This window comes from Paraburkholderia sp. PGU19, from assembly GCF_013426915.1.
GTDB lineage: Bacteria > Pseudomonadota > Gammaproteobacteria > Burkholderiales > Burkholderiaceae > Paraburkholderia.
In genome coordinates, this window is record NZ_AP023181.1 from 82,861 (window position 1) to 108,795 (window position 25,935).

Below are 25,935 nucleotides of genomic sequence, written 5' to 3' on the forward strand. Positions count from 1 at the left end.
GCGATGGCTGCATCCGCTGCGATGCCACGGCAACGGTCTACGCACGAGCCGCGCCTCTCGCCAGATCATGCCACGCAGATCTTGCTCGGCTGGCAACGCAATGCGCGCAGCGCGTTGCAGTGGCTGCATCGGGACTGGCTTACGCTTGCACTGGGCATTGATCGAGAGACGCACAGCGAAGATGCGCTAACCGCTCTGCGCGAACGATGCGACGAAGCATGCTCGCTCGCCGTGTTGCGCGTGCTGACACCCGCGCCGCCGACGCTCCAGGCATTCAGCGCGACGCCCGCCACGCGGCTCGACGCGCTGCCTGTCGAGACCGGTTTGCGCGTGTTGCGGATGCAGGCGCTGCTGACGCGTCGCGCGGAAGTCCGGCGTCTGGTCGATCGAACCACGCGCAAGCGTCTCGCGGAGTGGATCGGCTGCCAGCTCGACGATCTGCTGGGCAAGACAGTGCCTGAAGCGCCGTCGCTTGCCGATGCGAAGCGCGAGCGGGCCGGAACACGCGCGCTCGGTTCGCTCGATGCCGATGCGCTCGCGCTGGAAGGGTTGGCGATGCTGCCGCTTGTGGAAACCTGCCCAATGATGCTGCGACTCGCGCTGCCACGTGAAGACGACGAGCAGGGCACGGCGCGCGCGAAGCCTTCGAAAGACGAATGCGAAGACGCGTTCGCATTGCTGCGCGAGCGCATCGGCCCTCTTTTGCCGGAGTATGCATGGTTATCTGGCTGAGCCGTCCGCGCGAAGCACACGCGACTGGTAGCACGCGAAAGGACAAAAACGAGCCGCGCGTCGGCCTCGTCGGCGATATCGTGCCGCGCGAAACCTTCGGCATGCTCGCGACGATCGACGATGTCTACGGCCGTGTCGAGGCCGAACGTCAGGCGATTCTCGCCGCCGCGCAGATCGAGCGCGAGCAGATGCTTCAAGCGGCGCGCGACGAAGCAAAGGCCCTCGTCGCGTCGGCTGCGCGCGAGCGTGAAGCGGCGTCGGAACGAGGCTACGCGGAAGGCGTCGCGCATGGCGAGGCGCAATGGATCGAACGCGTTGCCGCGTTGAGCGCCGACGCGCAGCGCCTGCAAAAAGGCATGCGCAACCGGATGGCCGAACTCGTGATGCTCGCCGTCGAGCAACTGGTGCGTGCGGAAAGCGCACAGGCATTGTTCGCGCGGGCGACGGACACGATTGACCGCATCGTCGAAGGCTCGGCGAACTTGCGCGTGAGCGTGCATCCCGCCGATCTCGACGCGGCGCGCGCCGCATTCGGCGAATTCGATGCGCGTCTGCGCATGCTGGGGCGGCCGGTGCCGCTTGCGGTGACAGCAGACCCTCGTCTGGAACCCGGCGCATGCGTGTGCGAATCGGACCTCGGCATCGTCGACGCAAGCCTGTCGACACAACTCGATTCGATGCGCGCGGCAATCGTGCGGGCGCTCAACACTTCGCTGAAAACGCACAGCGCGCAAGCAGAGACACACTGATGAGCACCACGCCCTCGAAGAATCAACCGCAAGACCCGACGCTGGCCGACGTATTCGGCCTGCGCGAGCACGGCATGCGCGAACTGGGCGGCGCAATCGAACGCGAGATCCGCGCGCTGTTGCCCGTGCGTCAGACGGGCAAGATTGCCGAAGTGGTCGGCACGCTGATCAAGGTCGCGGGCATCGACCTGAAGCTCGGCGAATTGTGCGAGCTGCGCACGCCGCAAGGCAAGCTGTTGCAGCATGGCGAAGTGATCGGCTTCACGCGCGAGCATGCCGTCGTGTCGCCGTTCGCGCAGCTATCCGAAGTGTCGCGCGCGACGCATGTGATCGGCTTGCAGCGGCCCTTGTCGGTGCCTGTCGGCGACGCGCTGCTCGGCCGCGTGATCGATGCGCTCGGCCAGCCGATGGACGGCCGTGGCCCGATCGAAGCGGAGGACAGCCGGCCCATTTTCGCCGACCCGCCGAACCCGATGACACGCCGCATGATCGAGCATCCGATGGTGACGGGCGTGCGCGTGATCGACGCGATGACGACGCTCGCCGAAGGCCAGCGCATGGGCATTTTCGCGCCAGCGGGCGTCGGCAAGAGCACCTTGCTCGGCATGCTGGCGCGTGGCGCGCAATGCGACATCAACGTGATTGCGCTGATCGGAGAACGCGGGCGTGAAGTGCGCGAGTTCGTCGAGCTGATTCTCGGCGAGCAGGGCATGGCGCGCTCCGTCGTCGTATGCGCGACGTCGGACCGTTCGTCGAGCGAGCGCGCGAAGGCGGCCTACGTCGCGACCGTGATTGCCGAGCACTTTCGCGACGAAGGCAAGCGCGTGCTGCTGATGATGGATTCGCTGACCCGCTTCGCGCGCGCGGGCCGCGAGATCGGCCTCGCAGCGGGCGAGCCGCCCGCGCGGCGCGGCTTTCCGCCTTCCGTGTTCGCGGAGTTGCCGCGTCTGCTGGAGCGCGCGGGGATGGGCGAGCGCGGCTCGATCACGGCCCTCTACACGGTGCTCGCCGAAGACGAATCGGGCAGCGATCCGATTGCCGAGGAAGTGCGCGGCGTGCTCGACGGCCATCTGATCCTGTCGCGCGAAATCGCGGCGCAGAACCGCTATCCCGCCATCGACGTGCTCGGCAGCTTGTCGCGCGTCATGTCGCAGGTGATGCCGCGCGAGTTCATGGCATCGTCCGCGCGGCTGCGCAAGCTGCTTGCGAAGCATCGTGAGGTGGACATGCTGCTGCAGATCGGCGAGTACCAGCCGGGCACCAATGCGCTCGCGGACGAAGCGATCGCAAAGATCGATGCGCTCAAGGCTTTCCTGTCGCAACCGACGGATGCCTTCGCGGACCCGGCCGAAACTGAGGCCGCGTTGCACGCGCTTGCGCAGGGCGACGCGCAATGAGCACTCACAGACGACAGATCGCTGCGTTGTCACGCGCCGTATCGCGCCGCCAGCGCTCCGAGCAGGACTTGCGCGCGAGGCTCGTGCAACTCGTTGCGGCGCGCTTGCCACTGGTCGAAAACGAAGCGCAGGCGCGCGCTCATGCAGCGGAAATCGAAGCGCAGGGGCGTTCGTACCGCGAGCGCATCTCCGCGATGATGGCGGGCGCGGAGCCGTTTTCAATCGATACGTTGACCGCGCTCCGTTTGTACGCAGAAGAACTCGACCGCCACCACGCGACGGCATGTGAGGCAGTGGAGGCCGCGCAACAGGCGCTCACTGGGCACGATGCCGGAATCGCGAGCACGCGCGGCGAGATCGCGAAGAACCGAGGACGCATCGACCTGTGCGAAAAGCGCATCGGCACACTGCAACGCGTGCTGGACGGCATCGCTGCCGACGCGGAAGACGAAGACATCGAGGAGACGGCGCTCGCGCGCCTTGCACGCGGATGAACGAGTTGTTGCAGTTCTATGGCCCCTGGCTGCTCAAGCACCTTGCCGTGCTCGGCGTCTGCTCGCTGCGGCTCTACGCGATCATGACGCTGTTTCCGCCCACCGCCGACGGCGTGCTGCAAGGCCGCTTGCGCAACGGCGTCGCGCTGAGCTTCTCGCTGTTCGTCGCGTTGGCGCAGCCGGAGTCGTTCGCCGATTCGCTGACGGGCTTTACGCTGGTGACCACGAGCTTGCGCGAAACGCTGATCGGCGTCGTGATGGGCTTCGCGGCAGCGACGGTGTTCTGGGTCGCGGAAGGCGCGGGCATCTATCTCGACAATCTGACGGGCTACAACAACGCGCAGTTGAGTAACCCAATGCTGTCGCAACAATCCACACCGTCCGCGACGTTGCTCGGCCAGATCGCGACCGTTGCGTTCTGGTCGCTCGGCGGCATGCAGTTTTTGCTGGAGGCGCTGTACGAGTCGTATCGATGGTGGCCGGTTGCATCGACGAAGCCGATGTCGACAGATTTTCTCGCCGTGTTCGCGATGCATCAGACGGACACGCTGATGCAGACCATCGCGAAGCTCGCCGCGCCGATGCTGCTCGTGCTGCTGCTGATCGATCTCGGTGCGAATCTTGCGTCGAAGGCCGCGCAGAAACTCGATCTGAGCGCGTTGAGTCAGCCGATCAAGGGCGCGGTGACGGTGCTGATGCTGGCCGTGTTCGCGGGGCTATTCGTGCACCAGGTGCAGGATCAACTCGACTTGCGGCTCTTCAAGGAGCAGGTCCGCGCAATCGCGCAGATGAGCGATCGCGACACCGATCTGAAGCCAGGTGCGCAACCGCGTCGCAACGATGTGTCGCCGTGATGTCAGCGGCCCGCATACAGGAAAAGAAGTGAGGTTTGTTGAGGGTTCTTGTCTGTCACGCGCGCGAATTCTCAACTTTACTCAAGCCTCAACTGTTTCCTCTGATTATTGAGCTTTTCACATTTCTGCCTGGCTACAGTGCATTCCGTCACCGCGACGTCCGTAGCAAAAACGTCGCAATCGTTTCAACGCGCTCACGCAGCATCGCCCCGACGGCTGCGCGAGCCTTACGACGGAATCAGCCATGCTCGTTACCTACTACTTCCCGTATGTGTCGATGCTCAACGCAGCGTCGATGCCTGCCAGTGTCGTCGATCTGATCCGCAACGGCCATGTGCACGCCGCGGCGTCGCACGTGCAGCGGCTCGTCGATAGCCACGACGATGCGTCGCCCGCCGCGCTGCTGCAATTGCAGGGCGATCTGCAACTGTCGCTCGGCATGGAGGTCGATGCCGACGATTCGTATCGCGAAGCGCAAAAGCGCATGCGCGACGACAAGGACGGCATGCGCTTCGCGTCGTGCCGCAACGCGGGCTGGCAGGCGCTGTTCCGCTATCGCTACGGCACCGCGATGTCATGCTTCATGCAGATCGCCGATCATCCGCTGGCGAGCGTGGCGCTGCGGCTCGATGCGCTGTTCGGCGCGTTCGGCGTGCTGTTCAGCGTGGGCCGTCTGCGCGATGCGGATGCCGTGCTCGATACGCTCGAAGACCTGCTCGACGAAGCGACGTCGAATGGCGCGTTTCATCAGGCCGACGGCTGGCAGCGTCTGTTGAGCACCGTGCGCTTCGATGTCGAAGCGCAGAGCACGCTGCGCTCGCGTACCGCGCTGTCGGATCACATCTATTGGCAGGTCGGCCTGACGGGCAATGCCGCGCCGCGCGTCGCGCCGCAACGGCCCGCCGCGCTGCGACTGTTGACGGGCACGATTGACGACCCGTTGCTGCGTGGGCGCGTCGAATTCCTCGATGGCCTGGCGCGACTGGCGGGCGGCGAGCGCGACGCGCAGCAGCAGATCGTCGCGCATGCGGAGTGGGCGGGCAAGCAGGGCATCCAGAACTATCAGAGTGCAGTGCGCATCGAGATTGTGCTCGCGAGTCTTGCGGGCGGTGTGTCGTCGCTGGCCGAGTCGGTGCTCGTGTTGCTGACGGCCGAGGTGCGCATGCCGCAGAGCCATCGGCAACTGGAGTATCTGTATTGCCTCGCAAAGCTGCGCCATCTGCAGGGGCGCAGCGGCGAGTCGCTGGAGGTGTACACGCGCTACGCGTTGGCCGCTGTCAATTGCATCCGCGACGAAGCGGGCGCACTCGCGCGCTACGGCCAGCGCATCGCGCGCGCGCCGGAACAACTCGACGACATCGGCACGCGGCTGCCTGCGCGTTATCGGCGCGCGTATCGCTATCTGCTCGACAACCTGGAGCGCAAGGACCTGTCGATCCGCGAAATCGCCGCGCAAGTCGGCGTGACGGATCGCGCGTTGCAAAGCGCGTTCAAGACGAGCCTCGGCTCGACGCCGACCGAGATCATCCGCCGTCTGCGCATGGAGCGTATCCGCGCCGAACTCGAAGCCGACGACAGCGCACACGAGCAAGGCATTCTCGCGACGGCCGTCAAGTGGGGCGTCAGCAACCGCTCGACGCTCGTCAACAGCTACCGCCGCGAATTCAACGAATCGCCTTCGGACACGCTGAACCGCTGAGATCCATTCGAGACCATTCCGCCAGAACCACACCTATACCGAGCGTCGATCATGAAACTCACATTCCGTCACCGCGCGATCGCGGCCGCCCTGCTGATGATGGGCCTGAACGCGGGCCATGCCGCACCGATCACGTGGCGTCCCGGCGAAGTGCATATTTCGGTGGAAAGCCGCGACCTGAAGGACGTGTTGCGCGACTTCGCGGCGAGCCAGGGCATCATCGCGACGATTGCGCCGAACGTGCAGGGCACCGTGTCGGGACGCTTCGATCTGCCGCCGCGCAAGTTCATCGACACGATGGCGGCGACGTTCGGCTTCGTGTGGTTTTACGACGGCAGCGTGCTGTCCATCAGCACCGCCGACGACGTGACCACCAAGGTCATCAAGCTCGACTTCGCGGGCACGCAGAGCCTGCGCTCGACGCTCAAGCAGATCGGGCTCGACACCGACCGCTTCCCGATCGTGTACGACCCGGAGCAGGGCGTCGCGCTGATCACCGGGCCGCATCGGCTGATTCAGCTCGTCGATGAGGTGGCCGCGCGGCTCGATCAGAACGCGAATCGCCGCACGGGCAGCGAAGTGCGCGCGTTTCCGCTGCGCTACGGCTGGGCGGCGGACCATACGATCACCGTGAACGGCAAGACGCAGCTCGTGCCCGGTGTCGCGCATGTGCTCGCGAGTCTCTATCACCCGGATCGGGACAGCGATCAGCAGGGCACGTCGCGCGCATCCGCGGACGGCACGCCGAACCTGCAACAGGTGAGTCCGTATGCGGACGTGCAGGGCGGCACCAATGGCGGATCGCCGTACAACAACAGCGGCGTGAATCCGCCGCTGCCCGATGTGTTTGCAGGCGTGGCGGCGGCAGGCGGCGGGCCGGTTGCGATGCCGGGCGCGGGCGGCGTGGGCGGCACGGCGGGCGGCGCATCGGGCAGCGGTCCGCAGAGCGCGGGGCGCGGGGCAACTGCGGCCGTGCCGGACGGCGCAGGCTCGCTGCCCGTCATCCAGGCCGACGCGCGAACCAACTCGGTGCTGATCCGCGATCTGCCTGATCGTGTTGGCCAGTATCAGCAACTGATCGACCGGCTCGACGTGAAGCGCAGGATGGTCGAGATCGAAGCGCACATCATCGAGATCGACGACGGCGCGTTGAAACAACTGGGCGTCGACTGGCACGCGCATTCGAGTCACGTCGATTTCCAGACGGGCAGCGGCAGTGCCAATGCGAACAACTTCAACGGCAATGTGAGCCCGACGTTTTCTTCGCTCGACACAGCCGGCAATCTCGTCGCCACGGCGACGCCGACGGGTGGCTCGCTCACGGCCGTGATCGGCGACGCGAGCCGGTATCTGCTGACACGCATCGATGCACTGGAGCAAAACAACCTCGCACGTATCGATGCGAGCCCGAAAGTTGCGACGCTCGATAACGTCGAAGCCGTGATGAACAACAAGACGCAGTTCTTCATTCCCGTCTCGGGCTTTACGTCGAGCAATCTGTTCAGCGTGCAGGTCGGCAATACGCTGCGCGTGCTGCCGATGGTGGTCGATTCGAACGGCGCGCAGCAGATCAAGCTGCAGGTGCACGTCGAAGACGGCCAGCCGACGGGCGGCAGCGTGAAGGACATTCCCGAAATCCGCACCAGCGAGATCGACACGGAAGCCGTCGTTGCCGAAGGGCAGAGTCTGCTGATCGCCGGTTATCGTATCGACAACGACTCGAATCTGAATACGGGCGTGCCCGTGCTGTCGAAGATTCCCGTGCTCGGCGCGCTGTTTCGCTCGCGCACACATCAGAGCAGCCATATGGAGCGGCTCGTGTTGCTGACGCCGCGTGTGATCGAATTCTGAACGTGGCTTTAGTCCGCGTCGCGGACGGTGTAGGGCGGCGCCTGCACGACGGGCGCTGCGGCTTGCAGGATGTCTTCGCGCCGCTTCGTGCTGGGCGGATAGATGCGCTGACAGTTGATGGTGCGCTTGGTCTGTTTCGCGGCTTCGCCTTGCGACGCGAGGCGGCGCTCCCAGCCTTCCGTGTAGACGGCGCCCCACGGGCCGAGATCGAGAATCGTCGTGTACCAGTCGATGCAAAGCGGCAGCATCGCGAGGCCCAGCAGGTCGCAAACGGCATTGTGGCCCGCGTGGCGTCCCATCGGGCGGCTGTGCTGGCAGGACATCACAGAAGGCCGCTCGCCGTCGATCAGGATGCGCGCGCAATCGCCCGCTGCGAATACGTCGGGCACGGTATCGACGCGCAGGAACGAATCGATGGGCACGCGTCCGAATGCGTCGAGCGACACGGGGAATTGCGCCGTCAGCGGACTGGCATGCATGCCGCCGCACCAGACCACGGTCGCGGCGTCGATGTGCTCGCCGCCCGTCAGTTGAACGCCGTCGCGTGTGACGGATTCGAGCGACACGCCCGGCCGAAGCTCGACGCCTTGCGCGCGCAGCGCTTCTTCGATCACCGGTTGCGCGCCTCCCATCGCCTGACCGATCTTCGCGGAGCGGTCGGCGAGCATCACGCGCACCTCGGCGCTTGGGTTGTCGCCGACGATGCCGCGCAACCGCGCGGGTAATTCCGCGGCGAGTTCGACGCCCGTCAGGCCTGCACCCACTACGACCACGGTGTAGCGTCCCGGCGCTTCGCGCCTCTCCGGCAAAGCGAGCAGATGTGCGTGGAGTTTCGCGGCGCCGTCAAATGTATCGACGTCGAATGTGAACTCGTGTAGTCCGGGAATGGCGGGACGCGCCAACTCGCTTCCCGCTGCCAGGATCAGGCGGTCGTAGCCGAGCCATTGAGTAGAGGAATCGCCGGATTCGAAGCCGACGCGATGGTTTGGCAGATCGATCGAGCGGACCATGCCTTGAATGCGTCGCACGCCTGCCGGATCGAGCACGTCGGCAAGCGGCACGAGCGTGTCGTCGAGCGGCTGCTCGTAGTTGCGCACGCGAATGCTGTGATACGGCGTGCCATTGATGACGACGACCTCCACCTGATCCGCCGGCACGCGCAGTTCGTCGAGCTTGCGCGCCGCGCCCAGCGCGCTCCACAGCCCGGCAAAGCCGGCGCCGATCACTACGATCCGCTTCGTGTCCGTATCCATGTCGGGCGTGCTCCTCGGATGGGGATGGGCCGTTGTGCGGCGGGGCGAATTCGAGTGTAGTCGGCTCGGGGGATGGTCGCTGGAATTTTCTTTGGGATGGTTGAGCCGCTGTGATGCTGGTGCGCGCCTTTCCGATCGTGGGCTGGCGCGAGTCCATCATACGTATGGGTGCCCACTTGACCGGTTGAATCCGCACCTGAAGCGTGCGCGTTATCCAGATAACCGATGCTGCCGACGATCTGTCCGTCGCATCGCTGGACGATGATGTCATTGGTTGCGTATGAACCTATTTGTCTGCAGGCCGTCAGCATTCGGTAATTTTTGCTTTTCCCGTCGAGCTTTTGTGCGGCGCCCAACAGTGGTGTCTTCGCGCAAACATTACCATCGGTCGTAGTGACGGTCGCGCACCATTATTTGCGGCCCGTTTGCGCAAAATGTGTTGGACCTCGCGCTCATTCGACTTCGATACGCTTCATGTTCGGGTTCGTCTATGCCGCGATCGCAAGACAGAATTCGACGCTTCGGGTGGAATACCGCCGTCTGCAACTACACACTCCAGTTCAAGCGATGAAACGATCGCGCATCCGGATCGCGCGAGCGTTTCGCGTGCGCAGAAGTTTTTCTAAACGGAGCGACGCGGGGGAGCGATGCACGATTTGACGATGCAAGATTTAGTAAGGAATACAAGCAAGGGCACGATACCCCTGCGATCTTGTGACCGCTTCGACGTATCGCGTGCCTCCTCACGCCTGGAGTACAGCCAGGTAGGGTTTACTCATCAACGGGTGAGCGATGCGCCGGCTGAATTCATTAAGAATCCTTCGCGCAGTGACAGCGACAACTGTTGTCGTACACCACGTCTTGATACAGGACGGCAGGGTGTTCGGCGAATTCCGCGTCGACGTATTCTTCGTACTGAGTGGCTTTGTGATCGCACTCGCGCTCGAAGCTGGCACGCTCAGCGTGCGTGACTTCATCACGAGCCGCCTCGTGCGGATCGTGCCGCTCTATTGGCTCGCGACGTTGCTGGTGTTCTTCGGCGCGCTGCTTAGGCCCGATCTCTTCAATTCGACGACCGCCGACGTCTCCGAGCTGCTGAAGTCGCTCTTTTTCATTCCATACAGGAAGGAGAGCGGCAACATATTCCCGATGCTGTTCGTCGGCTGGACGCTGAACTACGAGATGCTGTTCTACGCGGCGTCGGCGCTTGCACTGTGGCGGTTCCGGCGACATGTCCCGCTTCTGTTCGCGGCGATCACGCTGATGCTCGCCGCAGTGTTCCTGATCGCGACGCTCTCGCATTCGGACCGGGCGTTCGTCGAATTCTTCGCCTACGACCGGTTGCTCGAATTCCCGTTAGGTATCGCCGTATGGTTCGTATGGAAGAAAGGGCTACGAATTCCCGTCGCGGTGGCGGGGGTCGGGGCCGTTGCGATGTATGTGCTGATGACCTGTATCGAACGGGCATGGCCCGATCTCTCGCCAGTCGTGGGTAATGGCGTGCCGACCTGTCTGCTGCTGATGAGCACGCTGAGGCTCGAGAGCCTCGTGGTAGACGGAGCGGTCACGCGCGGATTGCTGTATCTCGGCGATGCGAGCTATGCGACCTATCTGAGTCACCCGTTCGTCATTGAGGCGATGCGCAAGCTCGTTCCAAAAGTCGTGCATGGTTTCGATGTGCGCTCGCCAGCAGGGGTGATCATCGCGATCGTGGTGGCTTCAGCGGTGGGTTGCGTCGTCTATCGCTACATTGACAAGCCCTTGCACCGCGCGATCGGGCGGCTGATCAAGGTCAAGCGTGTCGTCACTGCGCCCGCGGGTGAGGACGCGTCTTATCGTGTGAGTTGAGCGGGCGGGTGAGGCTTAATAGGCGCCGCCCGTATCGATGGTCAGGTAGAGCATGTCGTGTTCGAGAATGCTGATGAAATGTTCGTCTTCCTGAATCAGTTCCTCGAGCACGTCACTGTTGGATAGCACGCCGATAACCTGTCCGGAATCGATCACGGGCAGATGCCGGATCCGCTTTGTGTGCATCAACGCCAGGCACTGTGCACAAGTGTGCTCAGGCGTGACGTAAAACACCTGGGTCGTCATGATGTCGCTCACCTTCGTTGCGGCGGCACTGCGGCCGGCCAGTTCGACCTTGCGGGCGTAGTCGCGCTGCGACAGGATGCCGACAAGATTGCTGCCCTGCAACACCAGTACGGTGGTGACATCCTCGTCGGCCATCAGACGCAGCGCCGTGAGCACGGCGTCCTCGGGGCCGACCGAAATCACCTTCCTGGGGTCCTCGGACAGAATCTGCCGAGCGGACTTTCTCTCCTTTTTCATGATTGTCTCCACTAGAGGACGGACCTTCGCGCGCGCCGATGCCATCAATCTGCTTACGTGCCTGTCCATTTTTCAACTATGGTTGATTGAAGTGTAGTTCGCTTCGTGGGCGCGTGGATTCGGCGCGACGGGAGCAACTCGTTCGCGTCCGGGCGAGCAAAAACGTCTGTTCATATCGGGCGACGCGCTCCGTCAATCAAGGGGGCCAGAATGCGCAAGCTGTTCTTCACGACAGGATCGCCTTTCGCCCGTGCCGTCCGTATCGTGCTTGTCGAGAAGGGACTCGATTTCGAGCGTGAGGAGACCTTTACGACGCCCAGCGTCGAAGAGCGGGCGAAGGTCGCGCCGACCCTTCAGGTTCCAACCCTGGTAGACGGTGACCTGACGCTTTGGGATTCCTCGGTGATCATCGATTACCTCATGTCCAGCTATCCAGGCGTGCCTGCGCCGGAGGGCATGGACCCGCTGGCAAGGGACTATGTGCGGGCCCCGCACAGCTGGCACGACAAACTGGTTCTCGCGACGTTACAGACGTTCGGCGTGTCGACGACGATGGTGTCGCAACTGCAATGGTCCGGAGTCAGGCATGAAGAAAATGTTCACGCGGCGCGATGCGCGATGCGCAACCAGTATCTTCTCGACTGGTTCGAGACCCAGCTTGTCGGCGCTGACGGCGCTTTCGTCCCCGGCGTGATGTCGGCGCAGGACATCTTGCTTGCCTGCATCTGTCAGTTCATTGAAACTCGCCCGTTGCGATTGTCCTGGCGTGCTGCTGGCCGACCGAGGCTCGCGTCGTTGGTCGCTCGAATGGAAAGACGCCCCTCGTTCCAACAGGAACCGGCGCTTTGGTGGGAGCCCGGCGTGACGTATGCCACGGCCGCCGAGGTGGAATGGGCCAGACATAAAACCATTCACGGTGGGCCCAGCTTCAGCGAATGGGCGTCGGGGTCTGCAAGCTGAGGTAATGGGTAACGTTATTAAAACCACTGTCGTCACAGGCAGCGCATTCGCTGCTATCGATCGAACGCGAAGACGATCTCGTCGATCGTCACGCGGATGCGCGCTGTGTGTCGCAAGTCCTGATGCGTGACGAGCCAGATTTCATATGGCGCTTCGTTCGAGTGGTCCGGCCAGATTCGCACGAGGCCGTCGCGTTCGGCCATCGGCACGGGTAGCAGGCTGATGCCGAGCCCGGCCCTGAGCGCCGCGCGCAACGTCAGGTTCGTATTCAGGCGCGCGACGATGCGGCCGTCCGTCAGCGGTTCCCCGAGAAATTCAGGCGCGCGCGCGCGGGCGAAATACGGCTGGTAGACCACGAGGTCGTGCCCCGCGAATCGCTCGCCCGGCACCGGTTCGCCATGGTGCCGCAGATAGTCGGGCGACGCGAACAGCCCCACTTCCCAGCGCGCAAGGCGGCGGGCAAGCAGATCCGGATTGCGGGGCTTGACGGTCCGAATTGCGATGTCGGCTTCGCGCTTCGCGAGATCGAGCACCTGGGTCGTCGCGTCGAGCATCACCGATACGTTGGGATGCTTCATGTGCAGGCGCTCGATTGCTGGCATGACGAACTCTTGGGCAAGCGCGTCCGTCGTCGAGAGCTTCACCTCGCCGGCAAGGCGCTTGTCCACGCCTTGTGTGTGGCGGACCAGATCGTGCGCGGACTGTTCCATCGCCTCGGCGGCGCGGATCGCGATCTTGCCGACGGGCGTCAGCTCATAGCCGCTCGACGTGCGCAGGAACAGCGTCGCGCCGAGCGCGTGTTCGAGCGCGGCCAGCCTGCGGCCTACCGTTGCCTGATCGATGTCGAGCGCGCGGGCGGCGGCGCGCAAGGTCCTTTCCCGATGGAGCGCGACGAAGATGCGCGCGTCGTCCCAATTCATGTTGCCTCCGGCGTGATGCAAATTTGCATCATACGATCGGCAATTCGCTGCGGGTCAAAACCCGGCTGCGCCGCTACACTTTTTTCATCCGATGCAGCGATTCGGCGGGTTGGCCGAACCAGCGGCGCAAACGGCATTTTGAAAAGGATGAAATCGTGTCACACGAAATCAAAGCAATTCCCGCGGCGATGACCGCGATCGATATTACGCAACCGGGCGGCCCCGATGTGCTGGTGCCCGTCGAGCGGCCCGTTCCCACACCCGCCGACGGCGAAGTGCTGATCCGCATTCATGCCGCTGGCGTCAACGGTCCTGACGTGATGCAGCGCAAGGGCTTGTACGATCCGCCGCCTGGCGCGTCGGACATTCCCGGGCTCGAAGTCGCGGGCGAGGTCGTGTCCGTCGGGCGCGGCGTGACCCGGTTCGCGGTCGGCGATCTGGTCTGCGCGCTGGTCCCGGGCGGCGGCTACGCGGAGTACGCGGTCGCGCACGAGAGCAACACACTGGCGATTCCCGACGGTCTATCGGTGGTCGAAGCGGCTGCGATGCCCGAGACCTTTCTGACGGTATGGCTGAACCTGTTCCAGCGCGGCAATTTCGCGGCGGGCGAAAGCGTGCTGATCCACGGCGGCGCATCCGGCATCGGCACCACGGCGACGATGCTCGCGAAGGCATTCGGCGCATCGAAGATCATCACGACGGTCAGCTCGGATGCGCAGCGTGACGCGAGCATGGCGCTCGGCGCCGATGTCGCGGTTGATTACCGGAATGAAGATTTCGTCGAGGCGGTCATGCGCGAGACGGACGGCCGCGGCGTGGACGTGGTCGTCGATATCATTGCTGGCGACTACGTGGCGCGGAATTACGCGGCGGCCGCGATGAACGGGCGCATCGTGCAAATCGGCATCATCAAGGGCCCCGCGCCTGCGCTCGATCTGTTCCCGATGCTGGCGAAACGCCTCACGCACATCGGCTCGACGCTGCGCTCGCGCACGCATGAGGAAAAAGCGGCGTTGATCGAGGATCTCGAGCGAAAGGTGTGGCCGCAGATTCGAAGCGGCGCGGTGAAGCCCGTGATCTATCGAACCTTCGATCTCGACGATGCACGCGGGGCACATGCACTGATGGACTCGGGCACGCATATCGGCAAGATCGTGCTGATGACGCGGGCGGCAAGCAAGGTCTGATGCGCGGCTGCGGGCCCGGTTACGGCGACTGCACCTGTACGGCGGCACCGGGCTTGCCAGACCCTTGCGGGGCGACCACGAGGTAGCGGCGCTTGTCAGCGGCATAGGCCATTCCTGGTGCGACCAGTTGCCGAATCTGCCCGAGAGCATTGACGATCGCCGAGCCGGCCGGATTGGACATGAAATTCGCGAGCACTTGCAGGTCACCCATGCCATCGGGGTTATCGGCAAGCGCCAGAACGTAGGGCTGCTTCGGTTGCAGACCGGTGACAGCGGCCTGCAGAACTTGCACGAGCCCCTGGTCGAACAATGCGACAGTCGTAGGTGCATTGGCGGCATCCGCCGTCTTGCCCGTCCCCACCGGCACCAGTGCAAGATGGACGCTCTGACCGGCCAGGCCCAGCGTCTGCAGGTTCTGCGTACCATCGCCTTCCGGCACCGCATTCGGCACATAGGTGACGGCCTGCGGCGCCTGGCCAATGGGCACAGTCGCGATGACCGTGTTGCTCAGTGTGTCGATCGCAGCCATCGCATCGGCGTTCTCCAGGCCGACATAGATGCGGCTGCCGTCCCCCGACGGCCAGAGGCCATGCGGCAAGTTGCCGACAGGTATCGTCGCGAGCTGCGAAAAGTTGTCGGTTCGAAACACCTTGATCACATTCAGCCCTCCAACGGTGACGTATGCGAATGTGCCCTTGTCGTTATGCACGATATTCACGTGATTCGTGATTGGGCCGGTGTCGAGTGTTTTGATCAGCGCGAATGGCGGCCTTGCATCGAACACCTGGACCTTGCCGGTGTCCTTCAGCGTGAACCAGACCTGCTTGCCATCGGGCGTCGCCGCCAGGTCGGGACAAAAAGGGCTGGCTTGCTGGACCCTGCCGACGATCTTATGGTCGGCCACCAACACCACCTCGACCTCCGGGTTGAAGGACGAACAGACATAACCATATTTCCCGTCCGGTGAGAATATCTGCATACCGGGGCCAGCCGGCACCGTAATGCGTGCTTTCTCCTCGTACGTTTTTCCGTCGAGTACCGCGATGTAGTTCTCACCACGCACGGTCACCCAGACCTCCTTTGCATCCGGCGTGAAGAAAGCCTCGTGAGGCGAGCGGCCGACATAGGTGACATGCTTGACGGCGTTAGTCTGCGTGTCGATGAATGAAACCGAGTTCGAGCCGATCGAGACAACCGCAATTGTGTGATGGTCCGGCGAGAAACCCATGCCGTGCACAAGTAATTGACCTTTGTACAACGGACTGAAATTGCCCGGCGAGGGATCGCCGAGACGAATCAGGCCAAGCAGTTTGTTGTCGGCCGGGTCGATCACCGACACCGTGTTCGAAAACTGCTCAGCGGCGTAAACGCGATCGTGGTGGCTTACGGGAATGTCAGGATCGGACTGCGATCCAGGGGCCTGCCCAGCCCACGCGAGCGGCGCTGCCACCAGCATGGCTGCCGACAACGCGATGGTGATTCTTGATCGGCGTTTCATTGCTGGTCCTCCTGCATAGGGTTTGGAAGGCTCATTTGCATGCCGTGGTCGGGCGTCCCGTGAACAGGTGCGGCAGGCATGGACGCCGGCTTTTGCTGGTCGGGAGCGGGGGCAGGTGGCGGTAATGGCTGTCCGAGTGCGACGCGCATGGCGACGATTTCCTGTTGCTGCTCGACGACGATCTCCTGCGCGATGCGGCGTAACTGTTCGTTGTGACCGTAACGCAGTTCGGCCTGTGCCATATCGATGGCGCCTTGATGGTGAGGCACCATCATGGCGACGAAATCGCGATCGACGTCGCCAGTCGGTCTGATGGACATGCCGTCCATCATTCGTGTCATGGCGGTATTGTTCTCCGCCAGAAAGGGGGCTTCGTTAGACGTAGCGCCGGTCGGTATGCCGGCAGTGAAGGCAGGTGAGTCGCAGAGGGCCGAGATTGTCAGGACAATGACGACGCTCAGGATCGTCCGCACGGTACGGGGAATTGGGGTAGGCACGATGATTCTCCTGTTGTGATGAACAGGTGTCTCGCTGGAATGAACTCATCAGATGCGAAGTTATTCTGTATCTCACACGGGTTTCGCGCAGATGAGGGTTCGAAGCCCGATTGGGCGCCGAGGCATCGCCTGTCGAGTGCCGTCAAACGTTTCCCAGTGAGCTATCTTGTCAAGGTTATCGGATCGTGAAGGAATGGTAGTGCGGGAGGAGGATGATCTGAAGATGTTCTCGCGTGGTCCGCGGTGGTTGTGAATCGGAGCGGAGTTGAAGAAGATTTTGCGCTGGCATCCGGTTTGGTTTTTTGGGCCTTTGCGCTGGCATCCGCGTTTTGTTGTCGTGCTTCAGGCGTCGCCCCTGTACGGGGCGGCACCTACTTTTCTTTGCCGCCGCAAAGAAAAGTAGGCAAAAGAAAGCGGCTCACACCGCCAGTTCATGTATTTGCCTGAGGGCCCCCAACCGGTCTTATGCTTCGCGCGGTAACGTCCTTGTTCGCGTGCGTTGCCAACGTTCTCTCTGTACGCCTCACCTGCTTCATGCGCCCGCGTCGCAGCACGCGGCGCCAGATAGTCCACCGCCGCCCAGGTGGCAAACTGTGTGTAGGCTTTCGCGCCATACGCGTATCACTCCGGACTGGGAAGCAGGGTGGGTGTTTCTGGTAAGAGCACTAACCTGTGCGGTGCGACAACCTACACACAGTTTGCCACGTGGGCGGCGCGAACCATTCGCTGCCGCCAGCCCTTGTGTGGGTGTCTGAAGCAGGTGATGCATCTGTTCGAAGCGTTGGCAACGGGCATGAAATGAGACGTTACCGTGTGAAGCGTAGGACCGGTTGGGGGTCCTCAGGCAAGAAGAAATGTTGGCGGTGTTAGCCGCTTTCTTTTGCCTACTTTTCTTTGCGGCGGCAAAGAAAAGTAGGTGCCGCCCCGCACAGGGGAGACGCGTGAAGCTAGATAACAAAACGCGGATGCCAGCGCAAAGCCAAACCGCGGATTCCAGCGAAGAAAAAACCAAACCCACCTGCGTCGCAGACAAAAAGACACACCCGAAGAACTTCAGAAGCGGCCGTTGGTGCCGCACCGGTCCGATCGGCTGATCCGCTTAACAGTTCATCCCTGTCGCATCAGACCTGGTCCCACCACAAAGCGTCTTTCGAGAACGAGACGCGAAAGGCCGCAAGCTCTGCACATACCGGTCAGCGTGACCAGAACGCAAGCCTCACCCCCTCCGTCCCCCTCTCTTCTTCTGAGCATAAATCGCAGCCCCCGTTTCAACCGGAATAAACGGCGCCTGAAAATGGTCGATCAGAAAATCGATGAATGCCCGTGCGCGCGCCGTCTGGTTCCGCTGGCTCGGATAGTAGACAAACAGATCCGCCGACGGCAGTACCGTATCCGGCAGAACCAGTTTCAACCTGCCGCTCTGAACGTACTTCGCCAGATCCCATTCGGAACGAATCAATATCCCATGTCCGTCGAGCGCCCACCGCAGCACGATATCGCCGTCATTGCTTGAAAGCGCGCCTTTGACTTTCAGCGCTTCGGTGTGGTCACCCTGCATGTACCGCCAGACGCCATACGCATCATCGTTCTGGCGATGAATGATGCAACGGTGCCGAACCAGGTCCTCGACGCGCTCCGGTGTCCCGAAACGCTCGAGGTATTTGGGTGAGGCGCAGAGAAACCGGCGATTGCTCATGATGCGCCGTGCGCTAAGCCGGCTGTCGGGAAGCTCGCCAAAACGGATCGCCATGTCGAATGCTTCCTCGACCAGATCGATGGGCCGGTCGGTCACTTCAAACTGGATTTCCACATTGGGAAACCGCTTAGCGAAGTCGGACACGAGCGGCGCGATGGTCGTGCGCCCAAAGCCGAGCGTCGCATTGATCCGTAATAGCCCATGCGGGTCGGACCTGGACCCGGATATCTCGTCTTCCATCTGCCGGACTTGCCCGACGATCTGCGTCGCATAGCGCAGGTAGGTCTCGCCTTCCGGCGTGAGGCTGACACTCCGTGTCGTCCTGTTGACGAGGCGCGCCCCCAGTCGCTGCTCGATCAGCCCCAGCCGCTTGGTCGCCGCCGGCGGGGTGAGATCGAGCGCACGCGCGGCTCCCGACAGGCTTTTCAGCCTGGCGATGAGGATGAAAAACTCGAAATCGGATGCCGAGTCGGTCGTCATTTCGGTTTGTTCACCAAAAGTAAAAAATGAAATGAATCCAGGTGAATTCTAACGCCTCATTCCGCGGATAAGCTAGTTTCCATTGCAGCCAGACGCACGCAATACGTGTTCAAAACTCAGGAGACACCGTCATGAGAATCGTTGAAATCCGCGAAAAGACCGTTCCCATCAGCTCGCCGATCCGGAATGCCTACATTGACTTCAGCAAGATGACGCTGAGTCTCGTCGCCGTGGTGACGGATGTCATCCGGGACGGAAAGCCGGTTGTGGGTTACGGCTTCAATTCCAATGGTCGCTACGGTCAGGGCAAGCTGATGCGCGAGCGCTTCATTCCGCGCATCCTCGAAGCCGATCCCGCCACGCTCGTCAACGATGCCGGCGACAACCTCGATCCGCACAAGATCTGGGCGACGATGTTCACGAACGAAAAGCCGGGCGGCCACGGCGAGCGTTCGGTCGCCATCGGCACGATCGACATGGCGATCTGGGATGCGGTGGCAAAGATTGAAGGCAAGCCGCTGTTCCAGTTGCTGGCAGACCGTTATGGCAATGGCCAGCCCAATCGCAAGATCTTCGTGTATGCCGCAGGCGGTTACTACTACCCGGGCCAGGACCACGAAAAGCTGAAAGACGAAATGCGCAGCTATATCGACCGGGGTTATACGGTCGTGAAGAAGAAGATCGGCGGCGCTTCGCTCGATGAAGATTTGCGCCGCATCGACTCGATCCTGAGTGTGCTGCAAGACGGCCAGAAACTCGCCGTCGATGCGAACGGCCGCTTCGATCTCGACACCGCAATTCAATACGCAAAGGCGTTGTCGCAATACGACCTGTTCTGGTACGAAGAACCCGGCGATCCGCTCGACTTCGAATTGCAAGCCACGCTGCGTAACTACTACGACAAGCCGATGGCAACGGGCGAAGACCTGTTCTCGATGCAGGACGCCCGCAACCTGATCCGTTACGGCGGCATGCGCCCCGACCGTGACTGGCTGCAGTTCGATTGCGCGCTCAGCTACGGCCTCGTCGAATACCTGCGCACGCTCGACATGCTGCATCAGCACGGCTGGTCGCCGAGCCGCTGCATTCCGCACGGTGGACACCAGATGTCGCTGAACATCGCGGCGGGCCTTGGGCTCGGTGGCAACGAATCCTATCCGGACCTGTTCCAGCCGTACGGCGGCTTCCCCGATGGCGTGAAGGTGGACGGTGGCTATATCACCATGCCCGATCTGCCCGGCATCGGCTTCGAAGGAAAAGCCGATCTCTTCGCCGAGATGCAAAAGCTCTCTGCATAAGCCGCCAATCAACAAACTCGCGGCAAATGTGCCGACAAGCGCACCGAAAAGCGCGTCGGCGCAGCGTTCATAAAAACAGATAAACGGAACGCAGGCGAAATGAGGCCGTGCTCGCCGCAGCGCTACATGCCGCTGCGGTGCTCAGCCTTGCTTTCATTAAAAGATGCCACGCATAGGAGACAGTCATGCGGGTTTCAAAGATCGGAAAATCGCTTTCCAAGCTCTACGTCCAGGTTCTGATCGGCATTGTTGCCGGTGTCCTCGTCGGGCATTTTTACCCCGACATCGGTTCTCAACTCAAACCCCTCGGTGATCTGTTCATCAAACTGATCCGGATGCTGCTCGCTCCGATCATTTTTGCATCCGTCGTGGTGGGTATTGCCCGCATGAATGACCTTCATGAAGCCGGTCGCGTCGGCGTCAAGGCGGTCGTCTACTTCGAAATTGCATCGACGATCGCGCTCGCGGTCGGCCTCGTGATTGTGAACGTCATCAAGCCGGGTAGCGGCATGAACATCGACCCCGCGCATATCGACAGTTCGGCGATTTCCACCTACACCCACGCGGCACAACAGCACAGCATGCTCGAGTTCTTCATGAGCATCGTGCCCAACAGCATTGTTGGAGCGTTTGCGAATGGAGAGATCCTGCCGATTATCTTTTTCTCGCTGCTGCTCGCCATCGCGCTCGCGAAGCTCGGTCCGCGCACCGCACCGTTTGTTGACATGCTCGATATGTTTCTTCAGGGCATGTTCGGGGTTGTGCGAATCGTGATGTATGTCGCGCCTATCGGGGCGTTTGGCGGCATGGCATTCACCATCGCGAAGTATGGGATTGGCACGCTGGCTTCGTTTGGTCAGCTGATGCTGTGTCTCTATCTGACCTCGATCTTCTTCGTGGTCGTCGTGCTCGGCCTCGTCATGCGGCTGAGTGGGCTGTCGTTGTGGAAGTACCTTCGCTATATCAAGGATGAGATTTTCATCACGCTCGGTACGGCCTCGACGGAAGCGGTGCTCCCGCAAATGCTCATGAAGATGGAAAAGCTGGGGTGCTCGCGTCCCGTCGTCGGGATGGTGTTGCCAACGGGCTACACGTTCAATGCCGATGGCACGGCGATCTACCTGACGATGGCCTCGATGTTCGTTGCGCAGGCGATGAACATCCACCTGACGATCTGGGATCAGCTGTTGTTGCTTGGCGTGCTGTTGCTGACGTCCAAAGGCTCGGCGGGTGTCGCTGGAGCGGGATTCGTGGCACTGGCCGCGACGCTCGCCACGATGCACAAGATTCCTGTGTCTGGGCTGGTGCTGCTGCTTGGCGTCGACCGTTTCCTCAATGAGGCGCGTGCGGTGACGAATCTGATCGGTAACGGCGTGGCGACCATCGTGGTTGCTCGCTGGGAAGGCGCGCTCGACATGAACAAGGCCCGCGCGATGCTCAACCGTTCTGACACGAGCCTCGAAGCCCTGGAGTCCGTCGAAGACGCGTCGATGGACATGCCGCGCCCGAACGACACCATTATCCGGTCCCACACGCACTGAGCTGTCCAGCCAATCCAATTCTGAGCACCGCCGCCATGACAAAACCAACCGAGACAACCAGCTTCCGCCAGGCAGCCCTCCACTATCACGAGTTCCCGGCACCGGGCAAGCTGACCATCGCACCGACGAAGCAGATGATCAACCAGCGCGACCTCTCGTTGGCCTACTCGCCGGGCGTTGCGTTCGCTTGCGAGGAGATCGTCGAAAACCCGCTGAACGCCGCGCGCTTCACCGCGCGCAGCAACCTGGTCGGTGTCGTAACGAACGGCACGGCCGTGCTCGGTCTGGGCAACATCGGGCCACTTGCATCGAAGCCGGTGATGGAAGGCAAGGCGGTGTTGTTCAAGAAGTTCGCGGGCATCGACGTGTTCGACATCGAGTTGAACGAATCGGACCCGCACAAGCTGGTTGATGTGATCGCGGCACTCGAACCCACTTTCGGCGGCATCAACCTCGAAGACATCAAGGCGCCGGACTGCTTCGTCGTCGAGCGGGAATGCCGCAAGCGGATGAAGATTCCCGTCTTCCACGACGACCAGCACGGCACGGCGATCGTCGTCGCGGCGGCGATCATCAACGGTCTGAAAGTGGTGGGCAAGCACATCAAGGAAGTGAAACTGGTGGCATCGGGCGCTGGCGCCGCAGCGCTCGCGTGTCTCGACCTGCTCGTCGACCTGGGCTTGCCACTCGACAACATTCTGGTCACCGATCTGGCGGGCGTGGTCTACAAGGGTCGTGTCGAACTGATGGACCCGGACAAGGCGCGTTTTGCGCGCGAAACGAACGCGCGCACGCTCGCCGAAGCGATCGGCGATGCGGACGTGTTTCTCGGCCTCTCGGCCGGGGGCGTGCTCAAGCAGGACATGGTCAGGCAGATGGCTGCGAAGCCGCTGATCCTCGCGCTCGCCAATCCGACGCCGGAGATCCTGCCGGAACTCGCCCTCGAAGCACGGCCGGATGCCATTCTTGCGACGGGCAGAGCCGACTTTCCGAACCAGGTCAACAACGTGCTGGTGTTTCCGTTCCTGTTCCGCGGCGCGCTGGATGCGGGCGCGACGACGGTCACACGCGAGATGGAAATTGCGGCTGTCCATGCGCTTGCCGAACTGGCGCGTCAGGAGCAGAGCGACATCGTCGCGGCGGCTTACGGCGTTCGCGACCTATCGTTCGGACCTGACTATCTGATTCCAAAGCCGTTCGATCCGCGTCTGATCGTCAAGCTCGCGCCCGCTGTCGCGCAGGCCGCGATGGATGCGGGCGTCGCCACGCGTCCGATCGAAGATATGGAGGCGTACAGGCAGCATCTGCAGCAGTTCGTTTATCAAAGCGGCACGACCATGAAGCCGATCTTCCAGCTGGCGCGCGGCATCGAGCCGGAGAGGAAGCGCATCGTGTTCGCGGAAGGCGAAGAAGAGCGCGTGCTGCGCGCGGTGCAGATCGCCGTCGATGAAAAGCTCGCGAAGCCGATCCTGATCGGCCGTCCGGCTGTGATCGAGCAACGTATTGCGAAGTACGGCCTGCGTCTGGTGAACGGCCAGGACTACACGATCGTCAACACCGACCACGACGAACGCTACCGCGCCTTCTGGCAGACGTATCACAAGATGATGTCGCGCAAGGGCTTCACCGAGCAGATGGCAAAGCTCGAAATGCGCCGCCGCACGACGCTGATCGGCGCGATGCTGGTGAAGCGCGGTGAGGCGGACGGCATGATCTGCGGCATGGTCAGCACGACGCACCGGCATCTGCACTTCATCGATCAGGTGATCGGCAAAAAGAAAGGCTGCAACGTCTACGCGGCAATGAATGCGCTGGTGCTGCCGGGCCGGCAGATTTTCCTCGTCGATACGCACGTGAACGTCGATCCGACGGCGGAAGAACTCGCCGAGATCACGATCATGGCGGCGGAAGAAGTACGGCGCTTCGGCATCGAGCCAAAGATCGCGTTGCTGTCGCACTCGAACTTCGGCACGAGCAACGCGCCTTCCGCGAAGAAGATGCGCGATGTGCTGGCTATCTTGCAGGAACGCGCGCCACATTTGCAGGTGGACGGGGAAATGCACGGCAGTCTCGCGCTCGACCACACGCTGCGCCGCGAAGCGATGCCGGATTCGACGCTCGAAGGCGACGCCAACCTGCTGGTGCTGCCGAACATCGATGCCGCCAACATCTCGTACAACCTGCTGAAGACGGCGGCAGGAAACAACGTCGCGATTGGCTCGATTCTGTTGGGCGCAGCGCTGCCGGTCCATGTGTTGCCCGCATCCGCGACGGTGCGACGCATCGTCAATATGACGGCGCTGCTGGTGGCGGATGTGGTTGCGCAGAACTAGCCGCGACGTTCAAACACCAGCCTCGTGTTGGCAGAATGAGAAGGGCAGCCGATACGCAACCCATTCCCACCAGGGTCAACGCGTTCACGCGGACTCGCAACGCTGCCATCACCATCAACTATGCTCCAGCGCGCGAGTCGTCTCGATTGCAGCGAGCACGCGCATCGACAGTTCCGGGTCATGAACGCTCGCAGCCTCGTCATTGGGCACATTCAGGAATCGCGCGACGATCGCGATAGCCGTGTCGTTGCCCGTATCGACGGCGTCCGTCGCTGCGCGGCGCCACTCGTCGTCGTGCTGCATGAAAAGACACAGCGCATACAGCGCTGTCACGACGGGCAGATTCGCGTGACGGCTCGTCACGTGGCGCAGCAGGTTCGCGGCTTCGCGCCATTCCGTCTGGTTGATCAGCAGACGCGCCTCGCACACGTCGGCAAGCGGGCTGTCCGGCTGCCATGCGCGCAACGCGCCGAGCACGTCATGCAGCTCGGGCATGGCGCCGACGCGCATGCCGCCTGAAAACACCGACATCATCGCGTTGAGCACGGATGGACTGCATTGAAGATTCGACATGGCGGCCTCGCATGAACGGTTGACGATCGAAAGCGGGCACACGCCCGACACTGCATTCTGTGTGCGCCGGCGCTTCCCGTCTTTCGCCTGCGCGAAGCATCGTGCCGCGTGCCGAAGCGCGTCCTCGGCGGGTGTGAGAGAGAACAACGTTTCAGCACGCTGCAGCGAGCCAACTGCATGCGTCATTCGCGACGCGTCACGCGGCTTCGCGCCGCATGGGTGTGGAGTGCCCGCATGAATCTATCGTCGAGGCTGAATCGGGATCGGGCAAAGATCGCCGGTTCGTCTTCTTTTTAACCAGAGAGAATTCGATGAACTCCATTACCCAATCCTTTCTCAACCCCGTGAACTACACGCCCGTCGGCGGCATGACGGGCGGCGCGTCGCAAGCCGTGCCGGGTCAGGGCGGCGACGTCGGCAAGCTGCTGCAGGATCTGTCGCAACTGATCGATGGCCAGCAGAACAACGCGGGCGGCGGGAACAACGTCAGCCAGTTCCTGCAGGATCTGGCGGGCGTGCTCGGCGGTCAGCAAGGCGCGCAGGGTGCGCAAGGTGCGCAGAATCCCGCTTCGCCGATGGCCGGCCAGCCCGGCTCGATGCCGCCGATGGGCTCGGCCACGGGAACGCCCGCCGGTTCGCCGACGGGTTCGCCCACGGGCGCGGCGGCCAGCAACGGCCTGGGCACGGCGGGCCAGGGCATGCACAACATCAAGATCAACAGCAAGGCGGGCGGCGACGCGCTGCATCTGCAGGAAGACTCGCAGGGCAACCTGTACAACGCGAGCGGCAACAACGTCGGCCATATGGGCGCGGACGGCTCGGTCACGCTGAACTCGGGCGCGACGAAGGAAGCCGCGATTCTCGAAACGGGTCATGCCAACGGCAAGATGAACATTGCGCAGGTGTTCGGCGGCGGCGGACTGACGAAGCCGGACACGGGCGATGGCGGCAACAAGGTGTTCGATTCGTCGCAGGTGTCGGTGTCGGCGGGCGATCTGAATCAGAAGAACGACGTCTGATCGGGTTCGGGATGCGGCGCGCGAGATACGTCGGACGCGCCGCTGTTTTGCTGGCCGCTTCGCGGGCCGCTCAACGCGCGGCCAGCGATGCAGCCGTCACAGGAACCGCATGCGCAGGATCGCGCCGCCAGCGTTCGATGATCGCGGCAATGCGGCGCGCGTAATCGTCGCGCAGCTCAGGCGTAGACGAATGATAGGCGCCCACGGCCGCCCATGTGTTGCCATAGCGGACCACCTGTTTGCGCAGATGCCACGCGGCGATATAGACGTTCTTGCAGGGCACCATCAGCGCGTCGCGCCGGATGCCATATCGCTCGAGTTCCGGCAGATGGATCGAGTTGATCTGCATCACGCCGTAGTCGGTCGATCCGTTGGCATTCGCATGCGTCGCGTCGGCGTTGTTGTGCGATTCCTGCCACGCGATGGCGCGCAGGATCAGCGGATTCAGACCTTGCCAGGCGGCGGCATCGTCGAAGCAGTCGGCGTGGGCAGCGGACGTCGCGAGCGCAATCGACGCGCACAGCAGCGTGCCGGCGATGCGCAACGCGCGGCGGTTCATGCGGAGGCCTCGAC

At 62.5% G+C, this 25,935-nt stretch carries 22 protein-coding genes; 14 read left to right on the forward strand and 8 right to left on the reverse strand.

The features are described from left to right. The first annotated feature begins 3 nt into the window (after positions 1–3). The 7 genes from H1204_RS30265 to sctC all read left to right on the forward strand — a co-directional run bounded on the left by H1204_RS30265 (position 4) and on the right by sctC (position 7,776). The gene (locus tag H1204_RS30265; protein ID WP_243468896.1) at positions 4–732 is read left to right on the forward strand and encodes a type III secretion protein HrpB4; all 729 of its coding nucleotides are present in this window, start codon (positions 4–6) and stop codon (positions 730–732) included. Beyond that, entirely contained in the window at positions 717–1,481 is a 765-nt protein-coding gene (gene sctL, locus H1204_RS30270) for a type III secretion system stator protein SctL (protein ID WP_180734276.1), read from the forward strand. Before H1204_RS30265 ends, sctL begins: the two co-directional genes overlap by 16 nt. After that, positions 1,481–2,878: a type III secretion system ATPase SctN gene (gene sctN, locus H1204_RS30275; protein WP_274608254.1), complete on the forward strand. Its 1,398-nt coding sequence runs from the start codon at positions 1,481–1,483 to the stop codon at positions 2,876–2,878. The genes sctL and sctN overlap by 1 nt, the downstream gene beginning before the upstream one ends. Further along, positions 2,875–3,372 carry a type III secretion protein gene (locus H1204_RS30280; protein ID WP_180734277.1) on the forward strand — a complete coding sequence of 166 codons (498 nt, stop codon included), beginning with the start codon at positions 2,875–2,877 and terminating at the stop codon, positions 3,370–3,372. Before sctN ends, H1204_RS30280 begins: the two co-directional genes overlap by 4 nt. Beyond that, a complete protein-coding gene (gene sctT, locus H1204_RS30285) occupies positions 3,369–4,226 on the forward strand; it encodes a type III secretion system export apparatus subunit SctT (RefSeq protein ID WP_180734278.1) in 858 nt (285 codons plus the stop codon). The genes H1204_RS30280 and sctT overlap by 4 nt, the downstream gene beginning before the upstream one ends. 244 nt (positions 4,227–4,470) lie before the next feature. Continuing rightward, entirely contained in the window at positions 4,471–5,925 is a 1,455-nt protein-coding gene (locus tag H1204_RS30290; RefSeq protein ID WP_180734279.1) for a helix-turn-helix transcriptional regulator, read from the forward strand. A 51-nt stretch (positions 5,926–5,976) separates the two neighbouring features. Continuing rightward, positions 5,977–7,776, forward strand: a complete 1,800-nt coding sequence (gene sctC, locus H1204_RS30295; RefSeq protein ID WP_180734280.1) for a type III secretion system outer membrane ring subunit SctC — start codon at positions 5,977–5,979, stop codon at positions 7,774–7,776. A gap of 8 nt (positions 7,777–7,784) precedes the next feature. On the opposite strand, the gene H1204_RS30300 is transcribed toward sctC, so the two are convergent. Then, positions 7,785–9,029, reverse strand: a complete 1,245-nt coding sequence (locus tag H1204_RS30300; protein ID WP_180734281.1) for an FAD-dependent oxidoreductase — start codon at positions 9,027–9,029, stop codon at positions 7,785–7,787. Positions 9,030–9,821: 792 nt separating this feature from the next. On the opposite strand from H1204_RS30300, the gene H1204_RS30305 reads away from it, so the two are divergent. After that, positions 9,822–10,877, forward strand: a complete 1,056-nt coding sequence (locus tag H1204_RS30305; protein ID WP_180734282.1) for an acyltransferase — start codon at positions 9,822–9,824, stop codon at positions 10,875–10,877. Positions 10,878–10,892: 15 nt separating this feature from the next. Here H1204_RS30305 and H1204_RS30310 read toward each other — a convergent pair whose 3' ends face one another. Next, positions 10,893–11,360 carry a CBS domain-containing protein gene (locus H1204_RS30310; protein ID WP_180734283.1) on the reverse strand — a complete coding sequence of 156 codons (468 nt, stop codon included), beginning with the start codon at positions 11,358–11,360 and terminating at the stop codon, positions 10,893–10,895. Positions 11,361–11,570: 210 nt separating this feature from the next. Between H1204_RS30310 and H1204_RS30315 the strand changes: the two genes are divergently transcribed. After that, positions 11,571–12,320 carry a glutathione S-transferase family protein gene (locus tag H1204_RS30315; protein ID WP_180734284.1) on the forward strand — a complete coding sequence of 250 codons (750 nt, stop codon included), beginning with the start codon at positions 11,571–11,573 and terminating at the stop codon, positions 12,318–12,320. A 53-nt stretch (positions 12,321–12,373) separates the two neighbouring features. On the opposite strand, the gene H1204_RS30320 is transcribed toward H1204_RS30315, so the two are convergent. Further along, on the reverse strand, positions 12,374–13,240 hold the full coding sequence (locus tag H1204_RS30320) for a LysR family transcriptional regulator (protein ID WP_180734285.1): 867 nt from the start codon (positions 13,238–13,240) through the stop codon (positions 12,374–12,376). 155 nt (positions 13,241–13,395) lie between these two features. Here H1204_RS30320 and H1204_RS30325 point away from each other — a divergent pair, with 155 nt between their 5' ends. Then, a complete protein-coding gene (locus H1204_RS30325; RefSeq protein WP_180734286.1) occupies positions 13,396–14,427 on the forward strand; it encodes an NAD(P)H-quinone oxidoreductase in 1,032 nt (343 codons plus the stop codon). A 19-nt stretch (positions 14,428–14,446) separates the two neighbouring features. Here H1204_RS30325 and H1204_RS30330 read toward each other — a convergent pair whose 3' ends face one another. From H1204_RS30330 to H1204_RS30340, 3 genes are all read right to left on the reverse strand, one after another. Then, a complete protein-coding gene (locus H1204_RS30330; RefSeq protein WP_180734287.1) occupies positions 14,447–15,925 on the reverse strand; it encodes a YncE family protein in 1,479 nt (492 codons plus the stop codon). Continuing rightward, the gene (locus H1204_RS30335) at positions 15,922–16,422 is read right to left on the reverse strand and encodes a DUF305 domain-containing protein (RefSeq protein WP_180734288.1); all 501 of its coding nucleotides are present in this window, start codon (positions 16,420–16,422) and stop codon (positions 15,922–15,924) included. The genes H1204_RS30330 and H1204_RS30335 overlap by 4 nt, the downstream gene beginning before the upstream one ends. A gap of 1,216 nt (positions 16,423–17,638) precedes the next feature. Then, positions 17,639–18,598, reverse strand: a complete 960-nt coding sequence (locus H1204_RS30340) for a LysR family transcriptional regulator (RefSeq protein ID WP_180734289.1) — start codon at positions 18,596–18,598, stop codon at positions 17,639–17,641. A 131-nt stretch (positions 18,599–18,729) separates the two neighbouring features. Here H1204_RS30340 and H1204_RS30345 point away from each other — a divergent pair, with 131 nt between their 5' ends. The 3 genes from H1204_RS30345 (at position 18,730) to H1204_RS30355 (ending at position 23,770) form a co-directional block, all read left to right on the forward strand. Further along, complete coding sequence (locus H1204_RS30345; protein WP_007583786.1) at positions 18,730–19,896, forward strand: mandelate racemase/muconate lactonizing enzyme family protein; 1,167 nt, start codon at positions 18,730–18,732, stop codon at positions 19,894–19,896. Positions 19,897–20,081: 185 nt separating this feature from the next. Beyond that, positions 20,082–21,437: a C4-dicarboxylate transporter DctA gene (gene dctA / locus H1204_RS30350; RefSeq protein ID WP_180734290.1), complete on the forward strand. Its 1,356-nt coding sequence runs from the start codon at positions 20,082–20,084 to the stop codon at positions 21,435–21,437. Positions 21,438–21,472: 35 nt separating this feature from the next. After that, positions 21,473–23,770 carry an NADP-dependent malic enzyme gene (locus H1204_RS30355; protein WP_180734291.1) on the forward strand — a complete coding sequence of 766 codons (2,298 nt, stop codon included), beginning with the start codon at positions 21,473–21,475 and terminating at the stop codon, positions 23,768–23,770. Positions 23,771–23,884: 114 nt separating this feature from the next. Here the strand turns inward: H1204_RS30355 and H1204_RS30360 are convergent, their stop codons facing one another. Continuing rightward, on the reverse strand, positions 23,885–24,529 hold the full coding sequence (locus H1204_RS30360; RefSeq protein WP_243468897.1) for an HrpB1 family type III secretion system apparatus protein: 645 nt from the start codon (positions 24,527–24,529) through the stop codon (positions 23,885–23,887). A 125-nt stretch (positions 24,530–24,654) separates the two neighbouring features. Between H1204_RS30360 and H1204_RS30365 the strand changes: the two genes are divergently transcribed. Beyond that, entirely contained in the window at positions 24,655–25,362 is a 708-nt protein-coding gene (locus tag H1204_RS30365; RefSeq protein ID WP_180734292.1) for a hypothetical protein, read from the forward strand. A 70-nt stretch (positions 25,363–25,432) separates the two neighbouring features. Here the strand turns inward: H1204_RS30365 and H1204_RS30370 are convergent, their stop codons facing one another. Further along, a complete protein-coding gene (locus H1204_RS30370) occupies positions 25,433–25,921 on the reverse strand; it encodes a lytic transglycosylase domain-containing protein (protein ID WP_180735091.1) in 489 nt (162 codons plus the stop codon). Positions 25,922–25,935: the final 14 nt, after the last annotated feature.